Consider the following 14,667-nt stretch of genomic DNA (forward strand, 5'->3'; position numbering starts at 1 on the left):
TTCCGCGTTCGCTCTCCGCAGCGTTCGGAGGGTTAGGACGACCGCTTCGGATAGACGTCATCGTCAGAGACGTGGTCACTGACGGGAGGATCTCTTCCGATCACGTTCGCCAGGTAGTCACGGTTGTTTGACATCCAGTGATACGTTCTCTCACGCAGCCGCCCGTACGTCTCGAACTGTCGGAGAAACTCGATCGGTCGTCGAGGAAGTATGCCAGCGATGATGAGTGATTCTTCCATCGCAGCGCCACACGAGTACACGGCGGTTTCGGTGAGTAACTGTGCGCATTCCTCGTAATCCGCCGGAAGGTGATCGCGTTCGAAGTCACTCAGTCGGGAGCGTCCGTTCTGGACTTCCGAGAGCCTCACCGGTTGAATATCGCTTCGGCGGACGGCGAACGTAGCAGACCACGTACAGAAATGACAGGTGTCGTCGTAGACGAGCTTTGGAACGCAGTCCATCACAGGAATCACTACGCCAGCGAGCCTCGTGAAGCGTCGGCCTGCGATATTTTCGGGACCGGCGATGAACGAAAGTCACGCTGGTCGAGCGAGTAACGCGGCATCCCCCGTTCCGAACTCAGTCTCCGGGTTTAGAGACGGAGCCGGAACACGGACGATGGATGGTCCGTTCGCCGACCTCGAGACGATCGTCAGAAGACGCCTTTGAAAAGCACCAGCGCGACCCCGGAGAGGATGATGAAGCTGAGGAAACTGGCGAAGATGATTCCCGCTTGTCGTCCGGTAAGCGATTCGCCGTCAAGGAACTCCTCTGAGGGCATACTGTCTTCGTTCGCAATTCGATCGCTTAAGCATGACGGTCACTGGAACCGGACAGTACCGTCCGAAAAGAGATCGTTCGCGGAGACGCTCTATATCGAACTGGCGATCGTTCACGATAGCGACCACGAGATGGGCCGTTGCCCGAAAACGGAGGGTATGGCCGGTTTATTCGCGACGCGTGGCAAACAGCGCCGACGCGAGGAGGGCGACCAGTGCTGGCATCGACCCGAATCCGGGCGTGCCGTCACTCGAGCGGTCGGCGGCCGCCGTTTCCTCGCTCGACTCGTTGCGTTCCAGTTCGGTTTCGTTCGTGTCGTTATCGGCCGACTCGTCGCGATCGTCGAGTGTCGGCTCCTCGTCTCCATCGCCGGCTGCCGGCGTTTCGGTGGCGTGTTTTCGTCGCTCGCATTCCCGTCGTCCGTCGTGTCGTCGCCGCTCGTACCGTCATCTAACGCGCCGAACCCGTCCGATCCGTCGTTCGAGTCGGTGTTCGGCGTCAACTTGACGGTCCCGCTGGAGTAGTGAATGGGGATGTCGACGTACAGTCCGCCGGAGACGGACGCGGCGGTGATCGACGTCGCGTTGTTCTGGTAGGCCGCCTCGAGCGTACTCGGGTCGGAGATGCCCCACGAATCGAGGAGGCTTGTGGGGAGGAACGCTTCGTAGTAGCCGTCGTTGACTGTCCCGTTCGGTTTGTAGTGGGGCCCCGCGACGCGAAGGGAGAGGCTCGGATCCGTCGAGTCGCCGCCGGGAGTGAACTGAAGCGTTCCGAACGTCTGTGCGTCGGTGGCGATGACGGTGCCGTTCAGCGTCTCCTTGCGCTTTGGCTGGTCATCGTAGTACGTCATCGGGTCAAACGCCAGACTGACGGTCGCGTTTCGGTGGAGGGTTGCAGTATCGTTCGAACCGGTCGGCCACGAGCCGAGCTGTGCCCCTTCCACGTGATCGTACTCCGAAGCCGTGACGTCGACGACGTATCGCGTGTGCGTCTCGTTTTGCGAGCAGCGTGACATCGCCTCTGTGTGCCATCCCCAACCGAGCGGAGAAAACCACGAAAAGTGGGTGATCAACGCTGACGATTTTCGCCGCGAAAACGCGTCGTGACGAGCGGGGCGGGTCGCTCACTCGCGGTGGACGATGTACCCTCGCGTCTCGAGCGCTTCGAGGACCGCGTCCGGCACCGTCGCTTCGGGGGCGCTCGTATCGGCGTACTCGAGTTCGTCGTCGCCGACGACCTCGAAGGTGTAGTCGGTCCCGTCGTAGTCGACCACGACCTGCGCGTTTTCGATCGTGAGTTCCATCGGGATCGGGGTCGCTACGCCGGCGGCTCGGATAAATCTGGGCGGGGAAATAGCGCGGTGGTCGCCCGGGCTGCCGACCGAATGACGGCTCGTGACCGCGACGACAGGAGAGATCGACGAGAAAGAGTGCCGTCGCCGTCCGGTGGCCGACGAATTATTCGTTGAGGTGGCCGCGGTAGCCTTTCGGCTCGAAGCCGCGCCGGCAGATCACGCGCTTGCGACCGACGGTGATCGCACTGATCTGATCGTCGTCCTCCATGCGGTCGATGACCTCCTCGAGGCGCTCGTTCGACCAGCCGGTTTCCTCGTGGATGGTCGATTGGTCGACGCGCCCGCCGCGTTTGACGAGCATCCTGAGGATCTTGTCCTCGTCCGGCAGCTCGCGTTCGTCGACGCCGTATTCGATCTCTTCGGCGTAGCTTAGCGTTTCGTCGTCAGGATTCTCGTCCGATTCCTCGGTCACCGTTGTCGCGGACTCGTCGGCTACAGAGTCGTCGGCCGAACGACGCCAGAGAGACGAAATACGAGTCCAAAGTGTGCTGAATACCATCTATTGATCACGCTCCGTTGGGACTACTGCAGCTTGAACGCCCACCTACCTTGATTTTATGTTCCATATTTTACACACCCTGTTGACGATTACGTCGTACCTATCGTGACGGTATCGCCGTCGAATAGCGGCCGCCTTGCAGGTCGCAAGTCAGTTATCACTTTACGCGACCGACAGGCTCGCCGACCAACACGGTCGCGCCCAATGGGGGCCACGTACCAGTCGTGTGACACCGACGGTAACCACTGCCTTCCCCGCTCGAGCGGCGGTTTCGACGCGACGTACCTCGAGCGGTGATGGGGCAAACGACTCATCAGTGATCAGCCGTCTCGAGGTAGGAGTCGGCCAGCGAGTCGAGTGCCTCGTGGTGGTTCGTCGAATGGGGCGCGGTCAGCGGAGAGACGCTGATACGGCCCTCGACGATGGCACGGCGGTCGGTCCCCTCGGGATCGGGAAGCGTCTCGGGGTCCATATCGTCCCAGACGCGGTCGTGAAGGGTGACGTGGGCACCGTCGCGTTCGGCGTCCATCTCGTAGCGCTTCGAAGGACGCGTGACCTCGATCGGCGCGGGGTCGCCGTCGGGTAGCGGGACGTTGACGTTGAGATAGGCCGCGTGATCGAAGACGCCCGCCTCGAGCGCGCGCTCGGCGAGGTAGGTCGTCACGCGGGTCGCTTCGGCGTACTGTTCGGTCGTCACCGTCATCTCCTCGAAAGGAGTGTCGTCGACGGGGACGTACAGCGAGGTCGCGATCGCCGGGACATCGAAGAAGGCGGCCTCGACAGCGGCGCTGATCGTCCCCGAGCGTCCGAGGACGTACTCGCCGAGATTCGCGCCCTTGTTACAGCCCGCGACGACGAGGTCGGGGAAGGGGCCGAGTTCGGCGAGGCCGGCGACGACGCAGTCGGCGGGCGTCCCGTGGACGGCGTAGCCGAGTTCGTGGTCGTCGACCTCGACCTCGTGGGAGATCGACCGGCCGCAGGCGCTGCGGTCACCGGCGGGTGCGACGACGGTCACATTCGCGTGCTCGGAGAGGGCGTCGTACAGCGCCCGGATTCCGGTGCTGTCGATCCCATCGTCGTTGGTCAGCAGGATCTCGAGGTCGTCGCTCATGTCACGCCGGTCGGGCGGCGGTGCGAAAAGCCCACCGCTTCTGGCAGCGGCTTAAGCGATTCGATCGACGATCGTCTCCTCGTCGATGACGAGGTTGTAGGCCTCCTCGTCGTCGTTCCACAGCGCCAGCGCCCCCTCGAACGAACAGATGTCGCCGTAGTCGGCCTCGAGCAGCGGTCGATTGAGTGCGGTCTCGTTCGTGACGACGGCGTAGTGATCGACGGCCTCGCTGCCGTCGCTGATCTTGAACAGCGGATTCGCGCGACCGCCACCGCCGCTGTCACCGCGTCCGCCGCCTCCGGTGGCGTCGCTCCCGTCGCCCTCCCCGCTCAGCGAGCGGCTGAGTTTCGCCGCGACGAGATCGATCCGGTTCGTGACGTGGCGGTCCATCTCGGCCATCGTCGCCCACTCGCTGGTCTCGAGGCTCATTTCGATCCGCCGTCGGCCGTCAAGGCGCAGCATGGAGTACGAAAACTGGACGTCGACGTTGACGAACTCGCCGGGCGCATGCTCGTCGTCGTCGGCAGGGGCGGCCTCGTCGAGTCGGCGCTGGAACCCCGGCACCGCGAGGTCGGGTCGCACGTCGAACGACCAGCCGCGGTCCGACGGGGTCTCGCCGGGCCAGAGTCGGACGGCGGGCCCGTAAACGGTCACTGCGCCGCGCCGGCGGGCCGCGGCCTCCCCGAGGCTTTCGGGGTCGGAAATCACTTCCTCCTGGCTCCACAGCCGCTGCCCCTCGAGGTCGCACTCTATGTCGCGCAAGTCGACGCTGGTGTGTTTGTCCGCGGGAGCCATCGCGAGGAAGGTTCCCTCGGGCGCGAGCGTCTCGAGGACGGATCGCGCGACCGCGGCGGGCTCGTCGAGTTCGCTCAGGACGTTGCAGGCGAGCACGAGATCGAACCCGTCGTCCGGCGCGGTGGGATCGAACTCGTCGCCGGCACCGTCACCCCCGGCACCGAGGTCGCTCGGATCGAACGCCTCCGCGGTCGTCCGGTGGACCGTTGCGTGAACGTTTCGGCCCGTCGCCCCGAGCAAGTCCTCGAGGACGTCCGCGGCCGCGCTGGGCTCGACCGCGTGGTACTCGAGGAGGGCGTCGTCGGGCAGGTAGTCACAGAGGCCGAGCGCGGGGCCGCCCACGCCCGCACCGATGTCGAGGACGCGGAGATTGCGGCCCAGCAGCCCCCGATCGGCGAGGTCGTCAAGCGCGTACTGGACCGCCGCGTAGTAGCCCGGCAGGTGATAGATCGCATACCCCGCCGCCACGTCGTCGTCGTACTCGACCGGCCGCCCCTCGAGGTAGGCCGCCTTGAACCGGCGGATCGTCGACCGGAGGAGGTCGCCGGACGCGCCTTCGTCCCAGTTCGGGCCGTACCGATCGGCCAGCAGGTCCTCGAGCCGGCGTTCGTAGTCGGCCGGCAACCGCTCAACGGGTCCCTGCAGGGGGCGGACCGGCTCATCGCTGACGGGGACGAAGGTGCCGTCGTCGCGTTCGATCAGGCCCAGCGCGGCGGCGTCCTCACGGAGGTGCTGACGGACGACCGCCGGGTGCGGATTCCCCGCAACGTATTCGCAGATCTCCTCGGGATCGATCGGCCGGACGTTACGCAGGTACTTCGCGTTCGAGCGGATCGCCTCGCGCTGGTCGCTCACGCGCCGTCACCTCCGAACTCGTCCGGATCGTCACCGTCGCCGTCGGTCCCGGCCACGGGATCGCCGTGCCAGTTCGCCGCTGCCTCCCGGTACAGCGCCTCGAGTTCCTCGGGATCGGCGGCGGCGATGTCGGCTGCGGCGTCGGCGACCGCGTCGGCCCCGTCGAACGTCGCCTGAATGTCGGCGTAGACCCGCGGCGTGCCATCGGTCACCTGCCGGGCGAGTCGCCGGAGTCGCTTATATATCGGCGTCTCGAACCCGTCTGGGACCGACTCGGCCGCGAGGGCAAAGGAGAGGACCGCGGCGTGGGTCGACGCCTGCACGGTCTCCATGGCCCCGTCGTGGTCCGCGGCCGTCGTCTCGAGCAACTCGTTCCCGCGGGCCGCAAGCGCCGCGAGGAGGTCGTCGGTTGCGGGGCCAGATCGGTCGCGGGCGACGGCGATCGAACCGGGCGCGCGCTCGGGCGCGAAAAGAGGATGCAGACTCACCCGTTCCAGCTCCGGGGCGTGGCACGCCATCGCCTCGAGTGCCGGTTCCATGACGCCCGAGACGTCGACGACCGCCCGCTCGGCACGGTCAGCCTGCTCGGCGATCGCCCCCGTGACGTGGGTCATCGGGACCGCGAGACAGACGACGTCGTACGTCCCCTCACCCTCGAGGGCGGCAACCTCGCCCCCGACTCGCTCGGCCGCGGCGGCCGCGGCGTCGCCGTCGACGTCTGCGAACGCGGTCCGGGCGTCGATCGCGTCCCCGAACCACGTCCCCATCGACCCCGCGCCGACGATCAGTACGTCCATCGTCCGCTCTTACCTGCCGGCGTCGCAAAAGCCGTTCGATCGATCGCCTTCCTCGAGTGTCCGTTCGATCGAGACGGTCGGCGAGCGATAGCTGGACGCCCGTCGAGACGCCACGCACCGCGACGCTCTGCCGTGACGCTCTTCGGGTCCGAGGCGACGCTCGCTCTTGTTTAGGGATATATTTATATGAAAGTAATACGACGGTGATAGTCACGTCCGACCCAACGAAAGCACGGGTGACTTCCGACCGAGGGCGACAGAGCACGCATGCACGGAATTATCTTTACGGGATTGAAGCGGTTCGTCGTCGAAACGTACGACAAGGAGACATGGAACCGAATCCGCGAGCAGGCCGACGCGGACGGCGTTCATTACACGCCCGTTTCCGCGTATCCGGACGACGACCTCGTCGCCCTCGTCGAGGCTGCAGTGGAACTCTCGGGCATCGAGCGATCGGACCTCCTCCGGACGTTCGGCCGGCACGTCGTCCCGACGCTCGTCGACATGTACGGCGTCTACATCGAGGACGACTGGCGGGCACTCGAGCTCGTCGAGAACGTCGAAGAGACGATTCACCAGGCGCTTCGAAACAGCGATACGCTCGAGTACGAACCGCCCGCGATCTCTGCGACGCGGCTCGACGAGGGTGTGGTCGTCGTCACCTACGATTCACGGCGAGGGCTGTGCGAAGTCGCGATGGGGCTGCTCGAGGGGATCGGGGACCACTACGATCAGCGCCTCGAAGTCTACGAACACCGCTGTCGCCACGACGGCGCGTCGCAGTGTGAGATCGTCGCCGTCGGCGCTGCGACGCCGCGTCAGCAAGCCGAGCGGGTGATCGAACGGGAGTTCGAACCGACGGCGTAGGGGCTCCGCCGCTCGCGTCTCGATGGGCTCCGCTGTTCGAGCTAGCTTACTTGACGCCTCGAGTCTCACCTTCCGCGTATGCTTCGAATCGGAGTTGTCGGCGCGGGGGCGGCCGCCGCGGCCGCGGCCCACGCGCTCGAGGAATCGGCGGCCGAGACGGAGAGCACGGTTCTCGAGAAGTCCCGCGGCCTCTGCGGGCGGGCCGCGACGAGGCGGCGCGACGGCGTTGTCTACGACTACGGCGCGAACTATCTCAAATCCGACGACGAGCGGGTCGTCGATCTGCTCACCGAGACGCTCGATACGGAGGGGCTGGTCGACATCACCGACCCGGTCTGGACGTTCGACGCGGACGGAACGGTCTCGGACGGAGACGACCGCGACGATCACAAGTGGACCTACCGGCGGGGACTGACGCAGGTCGCAAAGCGGCTGTTCGCTCGGACAGATGCGACCGTCCACCGCGAGACGCGAGTAGAGACGGTGATTCGGGAAGACGACGGCGATAGCGGAACGTGGCGGCTCGAGGACGCCGACGGCCGGCGGTGGGGCCCCTTCGACGCCGTTCTCCTGAATCCGCCGGCTCCCCAGACCGCAGATCTGGTGCGGTCGGCAGACTGGGAGTCTCCGGTCCGCGAAACGCTCGCTGACGCCGCCGGGGCCGTCCCCTACCGGACGATTTGGACGGGCGTCTTCCACTATCCGTTCGAACTCGAGCGGCCCTACTACGCGCTCGTCAACAGCGACAGGGACCACGAAGTGGGCTGGATCAGCCGCGAGGAGTGCAAACCCGGCCACGTCCCCGACGGCGAGACGCTGCTGATCGTGCAGGCCGGCCCCGAGTGGTCGGTCGACCACTACGACGAGCCGCCGGCGGCGAACCTCGAGCGCCTCGCCGACCTGACCGCCGAGCTGTTAGCCGACGACCGTCTGCGCGAGCCCGACTGGACCGACCACCAGGGCTGGCGATACGCGCTGCCGGACGCGGGCGTGGCCACCGAGCCCCTCCGACGCGCCGAGCGCGATGGCCTGTACTGTCTCGGCGACTGGGTCGTCGGCGAGGGACGGCTCCACGCGGCGCTGCACAACGGACTCGAAGTCGGTTCGCGGGTCGTAGACGAGTGATTGCGGGGGCTACAGCGCCGACGTGACCTCGTCTATCACGTCGGTATCGACGAAGACGACGACGTGATCACCGCCCTCGACGACGGTGTCGCCCCGCGGGGTGACGAGCGCTCCGTCGCGGGTGATCGCCCCGATGACGATCCCGCTCGGCAGTCGGGCCATGGCGTCCCCGATCCGCGTTTCGAACAGTAAGCTGTCGCGGCCGACCTCGATCTCGAGGACCTCCGCGCGATCGGACTCGAGCATGGCGACGTTCTCGGTCTCTCGCTCGCGCGTAAAGCGAGTGATCTCCTCGGCGGTCACGAGCCGCGGGTTGACCCCCACGTCGAGCCCGACCGTCTCGAAGAGATCGACGTACTCACTGGCCTCGACGACGCCGATAGTTCGCTCGACGCCGATCCGTTTCGCGAGCAGGGAGGCGAGCAGGTTCTTCTCGTCGCTCTCGAGGGCGGCGACGACGAGATCCGACTCATCGACGTGTTCTCTGACGAGGAAGTCGACGTCCGTCGCGTCGCTGCGCAGGACCATCGTCTCCGGTAGCTTCTCCGCCAGTTCGCGCGCCCGCCCGGGATCGCGTTCGACGAGTCGCGGCTCGAGCCCCTCGTCCTCGAAAAGCCGGGCCGTCTGGTAGCCGATCTCGCCGCCACCGACGATGACGATCTCGTTGACGTCCTCGAGCGAGGGGGCCGGCGTCAACGAGCCCGCGAACGCGCGGACGCTCTCCGCGGACCCGATGACGACGATGGCGTCGCCCTCGCTGATGACCGTGTCGCCGGTTGGCACGATGACGCCGTCGTCCCGGAAGAGGGCGGCGAAGGTCAGCGACTCGTAGCGATCGGCCTCCGAGACCGTCTCGCCGGCGATGGGGCTCTCCGAGTCCACCTCGAACTCGGCCATGCGGACGAGGCCGCCGGCGAAGGTGTCGACGTCGTGAGCGCGCGGCAGGTCGGCAATACGGACGATCGTCTCCGCGGTCTGGAGGTTCGTACAGACCATGAAATCGACGCCGAACGCGCCCGCGGAGTACTCCCACGTTCGCAAGAGATTCGTCTTCTTGACTCGAGCGATCGTGAACGGATCGCCGACGGCCTTCGCCGCCCCGCAGATGACGATGTTCGTCTCGTCGACGTCGGTGCTCGCGATCACCAGACCCGCCTTCCCGATGCCGGCCTCCTCGAGCGTCTCGATCGACGTCCCGTCGCCCTCGAGAGCTAACACGTCGTGAGAGTAGGTGATCGAGTCGACCTTGTCGGGATCGGCGTCGACGACGACCACGTGGTGTTCGTCGGCGAGGCTCTCGGCGATGTTCGAGCCGACCTGTCCCGCACCGACGACGATCACGCGCATCGGCGTCTCACCCGATGCGACCGCGGCCGCGAGGCAGTACGGGCGCTGCTCATAGCAGGTCTGTTTCCACCGAGCGATAAGTGCGTTCGGCCTGCTCGAATTCGCCCGAGCGCCACCGGCGGACGCGACGACGATCGGCAGATCACGGCCCTCGAGCAACGCGTCGAGGACCTCGAGAACGAGGAGTGAGCGCCGCCCCTTATGGCATCTCGTGGATCGTGAGTTCGACCTCGCGGCGGCGGCCTTCGATGTCAGCGACCAGCCGCTCGACGACGGACTCTGCCTCGCCGAGCAGTTTGGGCTCGACTTTTCGGACGACCCAGTCCAGCGAGACGAACCGCGGGAGCGAAATCGCGCTCTCGTCGGCCGAGTGAGGATCGTAGACGGCCTCGAAGTAGATTCGGCTGGCCGTCTCCGTGTCCACCGGCGCGGAGTCGGGCTCGGGTTCGACGCGCCACTCGCCGCGGGCGTCGATGTCGTTGACCAGCTGCCATCGGAGAGACTCCGGTGCGGAGATATCGGTGACCTTCGAGCGAGCCGTGTAGCTTAACTTCCACCACGCCAGTCGGAGGTCGTAGACGGAACCGACGCCGCCGTTGCCGTTGATCCTGACCTCCTTCAGGTGGTCGGTGTACCGCGGGTAGTCGGCGAAAGACCGCACGTACGGAAAGACCTCCTCGGGCGACCGGTGGGCGAGCGTACTGAGGAGAATTCTGTCCACGACCGTCGTACGGCGGGTTCGAACGTAAGGATTCCCCTTCGAACGGCCGAAATCGACCCGAGTGGCCCCCGCAAGCAGGGCGGCTCCGTCGCCGGCGGCGAGCCGCCGTCAGTCACCCGGAGTCGGCCGCGATCGCTCGCCGTCGCCGGCGTTCCGGAGCGCGTCGATGCGACTCCCGATCGGCGGGTGGTGGGTCGCCAGACTGTAGAGCAACCCCGCCTCGCGACGGGTATCGTTCGCATCGGCGAGCGTCTCGAGGGCGTCTACGGTCGCCTCGCGACCGGCTTCGCGGGCCGCGTAGGCGTCGGCGCGAAACTCCTGCCAACGGGCCACCCCGCCCAGGAACCCGACGTGATACACCAGATAGAAGGCCATAAACGGGAGGAAGAAGCCGACGAAGCCGAACCGTTCCTCGAGCCCGCCCATGCCGAACTGCTGGACGCCGACGATCCAGCCGCCGAAGACGGCGACGGTCAAAAGCCCGCGCTGCCAGAGGTGGCGGCCGGCGACGTGACCGAACTCGTGGGCGACGATCGCGCGCAGTTCGTCGTCGTCACACGCCGAGAGCAGGTAATCCGTGAGGAAGACGTACCGAAAGCCGGGGACGGTGCCCGCGACGAGGGCGTTGGCGGTCTTGGTGGACTCGCCCTCGAGCAAAAAGAGCCCGCGCGGTCTATAGCCGAGGTCCGCACAGAGCCGTTCGATGCGCTCGCGGCGCTCTCCCTCGAGTGGGACGCGGTCCTGGGCAATCAGGACGAGGTACGGCGAGAGGCCGAAGGAGACGAAGACGATCAGCCCGAGGGTCCCGACGAGTACGGGCAACGACGAGCCGACGACGGACGTAATTCCGAAGAATCCGACGAGCGCGATCGTCACCGAGATGGCGCTGGCCGCCATCACGAGGACGACCCCCTTCGCGACTTTCCACATCGAGGCCGACGTGTCGCGGAGCGACCGCACCGTCGGATAGGTTCCGAGTGCCATCGAGACCAGCGGGAGCATAGCGATCCCGAACGTGACGAGGATGACCGCGCCGAACTCGAGGACGGTGAGCCCGAACAGTTCGGGACCGGCCGTGCCGACGAGCGCTGTCGCCCGATCTAGCAGATCAAGCGCGTAGAGACTGAGGATGCCGGTGATCGGCAGGACGAATCCGCCCACCTGTTGGACGCGATTCAACCGATGCAGCCGGTCCTCGATAGGTGCGTCCGTCGACTCGACGCGGCGAGCGTACGCGCGAAAGCCGAGGAACGGACCCACCGCGAGCGTGACGATGAGTGCGATAGCCGCCAGCATTACTCGAACGGTTACCGCCGCGGATCAAAATATTGTCGATGGCCCGACACAAGTACGACGATCGCCGGTTCGCGGGCCGCGACCGGTGTCGGAGACGGCAACCTTCTATACTCGAGCGGGCCAAGCGAGGGCCATGCGAGACGTCTGCATCGTCGGCGGCGGCGTCGCCGGCCTCGCCGCGTCGATCTTCACCGCTCGTGCGGGACTGGACACCCTCGTCATCGACGGGGGAGAGTCAATCCTCGCGCGCAACGCCAGCCTCGAGAACTATCCCGGCTTCCCCGACGGGGTCGACGCCCGTCGGTACCTGCAGTTGAGCCGCGAACAGGCCCGAAACGCGGGCACCGCGTTCGAACTCGGCCGTGTGACGCGAGTCGAACCGGTCGCCGAAGACGATCTCGAGGCCGGGTTCGTCCTCGAGACCGAGGGCGGCGACCCGCTCGAGGCCCGACGGGTGATCGCGGCCTCGTGGTCGGACAGCGAGTATCTCGTCCCGCTGGATGTGGGTCGCATCCAACGGGGAAGCAAGCACTTCGTCGATACCGACGAGGCCGGCCGGACGGCCGTCGACGGCGTCTACGCCGCGGGCCGACTCGCGGACGAACCACACCAGACCATCGTCGCGGCCGGCCACGGCGCGAAGGTCGGACTCGCCGTCATCCACGATTCGGACGCCAACTTCTATCACGACTGGGTCGTCCCGGCAGGCTACTTCACCGGCCGCGGGCGCGAGGTTCCGCCGGGCTGCGAGGAGATCGACGACGCGGAACGCCGTGAGCGCGACGAGCGTGCTCGACAGGGGATGCTCGAGGCCTTCGAAAAGCCGCTCAAGGAGGAGCCGACGATGCATCCGAGCGTCGCGGAGGACTGAACGGCCACGCAGCCAGCGCCGCGACCCGTTCGCGGTCGCTACACCACACCCCTGGTGAATTAACTCGACGCGCGTCGGAGTCCCATCTTACCTTTCGCAATGAGAGACGGGACGAACCGGCCGGACCGGCGGCGGGTATCGCTCGCCACGGCGGCGGAACGAGCCACGCTTGGCGCTGCGACCCGATACGCCCGGGCACACGACCTCTCGACGCCAGCCGAGGCCGCCTATCTCGAGGCGCTGACCGACGCGCGCCGCGAGATCTGCCACCGGCTGGTTCGCGGGCTGCTCCGCGGCCATCCGGCGAGTCTTCCCGACGCCGTGTTCGTGACCCTCGAGTCGTCGAAATCGCCGTTTGAGCCGGACGTTCCCGCCGAGCCCGAGCCGCTTTCGGCGCTCGACGTGGAGCGACTGCGGTCGATCGTCGCACCCCGCTCCGAGGACCGTCGCCAGATCGCACTGGTTCCACTCCCGTCCGCTCGGAGCGCCTTGCTCGCTGAGATCGCAGCACGGCACGGCTACGACCGGTTCCGACTCGTCGGGCCGGTCCGTCGCTGGTCGGCCGCCGACGGTGTGACCGAGCGCGTCTCGCACCCGGTCGATCTCGTCCCGCTCCTCGAGTGCGAGGGCGCGTTCGGCGACGCCGCACAGGCCGAGCGGATCCGAACGGAAGTGGCGGAGAGCGTCGCCAACCTCGCGTTCGCGCGCCTCGCCGCGAGCGCGCAGTCGCGTGCCGCGGCCGACGCTGATCCGGCGAGCGAGTCGCCGCTCACGGCCGTCGCGAACGCCGTTCCGGCCGCCGATTCCGCGTCCGCGTTCGAGCGGATCGTCACCGACGGCCACCCTTTCCATCCGAGCGGGAAGATCCGACGCGGGATGACCCCCGCCGAGGGACCGGCGTACGCGCCCGAGTTCACCGACCGGATCGATCTCCGATTCGTCGCGATCGACCGCGAGCGCGCCCTCGAGACGAGCGCGGGCGACGGTGACCGCCTGACCGATCGGCTCGTCGAGACCTTCGACGGGCTCGCAGGTGCGCTCGAGCGGGCGCTTCCCGAAGGTTGCGGGCGCGACGAGTACGCCGTCGTTCCCGTCCACCCGTTGCAGTATCACCGAACGATTCCGGACCGGTACGCCGATCGACTCGCCGACGGCAGCGTCGTTCCAATCCCTGACTACTCGCGGCCGGCGACGCCGCAGCTCAACCTCCGGACCGTCGTCCCGTACGACACAGCCGGCACCGCCGACGGGCCACTGTCGCGTCTCAAGCTCGCGATTCCGGTCCAGACGACGAACGTCGTCCGCACGCTGTCGCCCCACGCCGTGGCCAACGGACCGCGGGTGACCGAGATCGTCCGCGCGATCGAGCGCCGGGAGCGACTCGAGACGCTGGGGGTGTTGGCCGAGCCCGCGGCGACGTGTTACGACCCGCCGGGCAGTCCCCATCCGAGCGGCGACGGGTACGACGACGCCCGCCACCTCGCGGGACTGCTTCGGTCACCGCCCGACGCCCACCCGCTCATCCCCGACGGCGCGGTACCGGTGGTCGCCGCGAGCCTCGTCGCCGACGCGCCGACCTCGGGACGGCCGCTTGTCTGCGACCTGATCGAGCGCTACGGCGCGTTGACGGGCGTCTCGAGCACCGTAGACGCCGCCCTCGCGTTCCTTGAGCGCTACGCGGCGGTCGTCGTCCCCGAGCACCTGCTGTTGTGTTGCAAGTACGGCGTCGCACTCGAGAGTCACCTCCAGAACAGCCTGGTGGTCTTCGACGGGGAGGCGCGGCCGACCGCGACGCTGGTGCGCGATCTCGGCGGCATTCGGGTCCATCGCGGCCGGCTCGGCGAACGCGGGCTCTCGCTCGAGCCGTATCCGGACTCCGACCTCGACGCCGACGGCGAGGCCGACCTCCACCGGAAGCTGTACTACGCGCTCTTCCAGAACCACCTCGGGGAACTTGTCGCGACGATCGCGTTCGAACAGGGCGTCGACGAGCGGGCCTGCTGGGACCGGATCCGCGAACGGTGTGAACGCGCGTTCGAACGGCTCTCCGACGACGCGTCGATCTCCGACGAGCGGCTCCGGCGCGACGAGCGCGCGCTGTTCGATGAGCCGACGGTCCACAAGGCGCTGACCGCGATGCGTCTGCGGGGGAAACGCCACGAGTACGTGACCAGCGAGGTATCGAACCCGCTCTCCGAGGCGGGTCGGCAGCGGATCGACGCGCCCGAGTAAGACCCGCGGGCCGTCTC

15 protein-coding genes are annotated in these 14,667 nt (G+C 67.0%); 4 read left to right on the forward strand and 11 right to left on the reverse strand.

The features are described 5' to 3' along the window. Positions 1 to 32: 32 nt before the first annotated feature. The 8 genes from ACJ70B_RS04615 to ACJ70B_RS04650 form a co-directional block, all read right to left on the reverse strand. The gene (locus ACJ70B_RS04615) at positions 33 to 461 is read right to left on the reverse strand and encodes a DCC1-like thiol-disulfide oxidoreductase family protein (protein WP_408959238.1); all 429 of its coding nucleotides are present in this window, start codon (positions 459 to 461) and stop codon (positions 33 to 35) included. Between the two features lie 191 nt (positions 462 to 652). Further along, positions 653 to 781 carry a hypothetical protein gene (locus ACJ70B_RS04620; protein ID WP_408959239.1) on the reverse strand — a complete coding sequence of 43 codons (129 nt, stop codon included), beginning with the start codon at positions 779 to 781 and terminating at the stop codon, positions 653 to 655. 166 nt (positions 782 to 947) lie between these two features. Beyond that, positions 948 to 1,004: a hypothetical protein gene (locus ACJ70B_RS04625; RefSeq protein ID WP_408960076.1), complete on the reverse strand. Its 57-nt coding sequence runs from the start codon at positions 1,002 to 1,004 to the stop codon at positions 948 to 950. A gap of 899 nt (positions 1,005 to 1,903) precedes the next feature. After that, entirely contained in the window at positions 1,904 to 2,083 is a 180-nt protein-coding gene (locus tag ACJ70B_RS04630; protein ID WP_408959240.1) for a hypothetical protein, read from the reverse strand. A gap of 154 nt (positions 2,084 to 2,237) precedes the next feature. After that, positions 2,238 to 2,633 carry a helix-turn-helix transcriptional regulator gene (locus ACJ70B_RS04635; RefSeq protein ID WP_408959241.1) on the reverse strand — a complete coding sequence of 132 codons (396 nt, stop codon included), beginning with the start codon at positions 2,631 to 2,633 and terminating at the stop codon, positions 2,238 to 2,240. Between the two features lie 313 nt (positions 2,634 to 2,946). Then, positions 2,947 to 3,744, reverse strand: coding sequence for a 5'/3'-nucleotidase SurE (surE, locus tag ACJ70B_RS04640; protein ID WP_408959242.1), 798 nt, complete (start codon positions 3,742 to 3,744; stop codon positions 2,947 to 2,949). Between the two features lie 51 nt (positions 3,745 to 3,795). Beyond that, positions 3,796 to 5,394, reverse strand: coding sequence for a small ribosomal subunit Rsm22 family protein (locus ACJ70B_RS04645; RefSeq protein ID WP_408959243.1), 1,599 nt, complete (start codon positions 5,392 to 5,394; stop codon positions 3,796 to 3,798). Continuing rightward, a complete protein-coding gene (locus tag ACJ70B_RS04650) occupies positions 5,391 to 6,191 on the reverse strand; it encodes a prephenate dehydrogenase (protein WP_408959244.1) in 801 nt (266 codons plus the stop codon). The genes ACJ70B_RS04645 and ACJ70B_RS04650 overlap by 4 nt, the downstream gene beginning before the upstream one ends. Before the next feature lie 267 nt (positions 6,192 to 6,458). On the opposite strand from ACJ70B_RS04650, the gene ACJ70B_RS04655 reads away from it, so the two are divergent. After that, positions 6,459 to 7,058, forward strand: coding sequence for a heme NO-binding domain-containing protein (locus tag ACJ70B_RS04655; RefSeq protein WP_408959245.1), 600 nt, complete (start codon positions 6,459 to 6,461; stop codon positions 7,056 to 7,058). A 78-nt stretch (positions 7,059 to 7,136) separates the two neighbouring features. Continuing rightward, complete coding sequence (locus ACJ70B_RS04660; protein WP_408959246.1) at positions 7,137 to 8,183, forward strand: NAD(P)/FAD-dependent oxidoreductase; 1,047 nt, start codon at positions 7,137 to 7,139, stop codon at positions 8,181 to 8,183. A gap of 9 nt (positions 8,184 to 8,192) precedes the next feature. Here the strand turns inward: ACJ70B_RS04660 and trkA are convergent, their stop codons facing one another. The 3 genes from trkA to ACJ70B_RS04675 form a co-directional block, all read right to left on the reverse strand. Next, positions 8,193 to 9,530 carry a Trk system potassium transporter TrkA gene (gene trkA / locus ACJ70B_RS04665; RefSeq protein ID WP_408959247.1) on the reverse strand — a complete coding sequence of 446 codons (1,338 nt, stop codon included), beginning with the start codon at positions 9,528 to 9,530 and terminating at the stop codon, positions 8,193 to 8,195. A 199-nt stretch (positions 9,531 to 9,729) separates the two neighbouring features. Beyond that, the gene (locus ACJ70B_RS04670) at positions 9,730 to 10,251 is read right to left on the reverse strand and encodes an SRPBCC family protein (RefSeq protein ID WP_408959248.1); all 522 of its coding nucleotides are present in this window, start codon (positions 10,249 to 10,251) and stop codon (positions 9,730 to 9,732) included. A 108-nt stretch (positions 10,252 to 10,359) separates the two neighbouring features. Next, the gene (locus tag ACJ70B_RS04675; protein ID WP_408959249.1) at positions 10,360 to 11,547 is read right to left on the reverse strand and encodes a M48 family metalloprotease; all 1,188 of its coding nucleotides are present in this window, start codon (positions 11,545 to 11,547) and stop codon (positions 10,360 to 10,362) included. A 133-nt stretch (positions 11,548 to 11,680) separates the two neighbouring features. Here ACJ70B_RS04675 and ACJ70B_RS04680 point away from each other — a divergent pair, with 133 nt between their 5' ends. Further along, positions 11,681 to 12,418 (forward strand): FAD-binding protein, encoded by a 738-nt coding sequence (locus tag ACJ70B_RS04680; protein ID WP_408959250.1) that lies wholly within the window; start codon positions 11,681 to 11,683, stop codon positions 12,416 to 12,418. Between the two features lie 99 nt (positions 12,419 to 12,517). Beyond that, positions 12,518 to 14,650: an IucA/IucC family protein gene (locus ACJ70B_RS04685; protein ID WP_408959251.1), complete on the forward strand. Its 2,133-nt coding sequence runs from the start codon at positions 12,518 to 12,520 to the stop codon at positions 14,648 to 14,650. Positions 14,651 to 14,667 lie beyond the last annotated feature (17 nt).

It is taken from the genome of Natrinema sp. 74 (assembly GCF_046097095.1).
GTDB lineage: Archaea > Halobacteriota > Halobacteria > Halobacteriales > Natrialbaceae > Natrinema.

Coding starts and splice junctions, on each gene's coding strand:
- ACJ70B_RS04615 (WP_408959238.1), bottom strand. CDS start 461: ATGGACTGCGTTCCAAAGCTCGTCTACGACGACACCTGTCATTTCTGT.
- ACJ70B_RS04620 (WP_408959239.1), bottom strand. CDS start 781: ATGCCCTCAGAGGAGTTCCTTGACGGCGAATCGCTTACCGGACGACAA.
- ACJ70B_RS04630 (WP_408959240.1), bottom strand. CDS start 2,083: ATGGAACTCACGATCGAAAACGCGCAGGTCGTGGTCGACTACGACGGG.
- ACJ70B_RS04635 (WP_408959241.1), bottom strand. CDS start 2,633: ATGGTATTCAGCACACTTTGGACTCGTATTTCGTCTCTCTGGCGTCGT.
- surE (WP_408959242.1), bottom strand. CDS start 3,744: ATGAGCGACGACCTCGAGATCCTGCTGACCAACGACGATGGGATCGAC.
- ACJ70B_RS04650 (WP_408959244.1), bottom strand. CDS start 6,191: ATGGACGTACTGATCGTCGGCGCGGGGTCGATGGGGACGTGGTTCGGG.
- ACJ70B_RS04655 (WP_408959245.1), top strand. CDS start 6,459: ATGCACGGAATTATCTTTACGGGATTGAAGCGGTTCGTCGTCGAAACG.
- ACJ70B_RS04660 (WP_408959246.1), top strand. CDS start 7,137: ATGCTTCGAATCGGAGTTGTCGGCGCGGGGGCGGCCGCCGCGGCCGCG.
- trkA (WP_408959247.1), bottom strand. CDS start 9,530: ATGCGCGTGATCGTCGTCGGTGCGGGACAGGTCGGCTCGAACATCGCC.
- ACJ70B_RS04675 (WP_408959249.1), bottom strand. CDS start 11,547: ATGCTGGCGGCTATCGCACTCATCGTCACGCTCGCGGTGGGTCCGTTC.
- ACJ70B_RS04680 (WP_408959250.1), top strand. CDS start 11,681: ATGCGAGACGTCTGCATCGTCGGCGGCGGCGTCGCCGGCCTCGCCGCG.
- ACJ70B_RS04685 (WP_408959251.1), top strand. CDS start 12,518: ATGAGAGACGGGACGAACCGGCCGGACCGGCGGCGGGTATCGCTCGCC.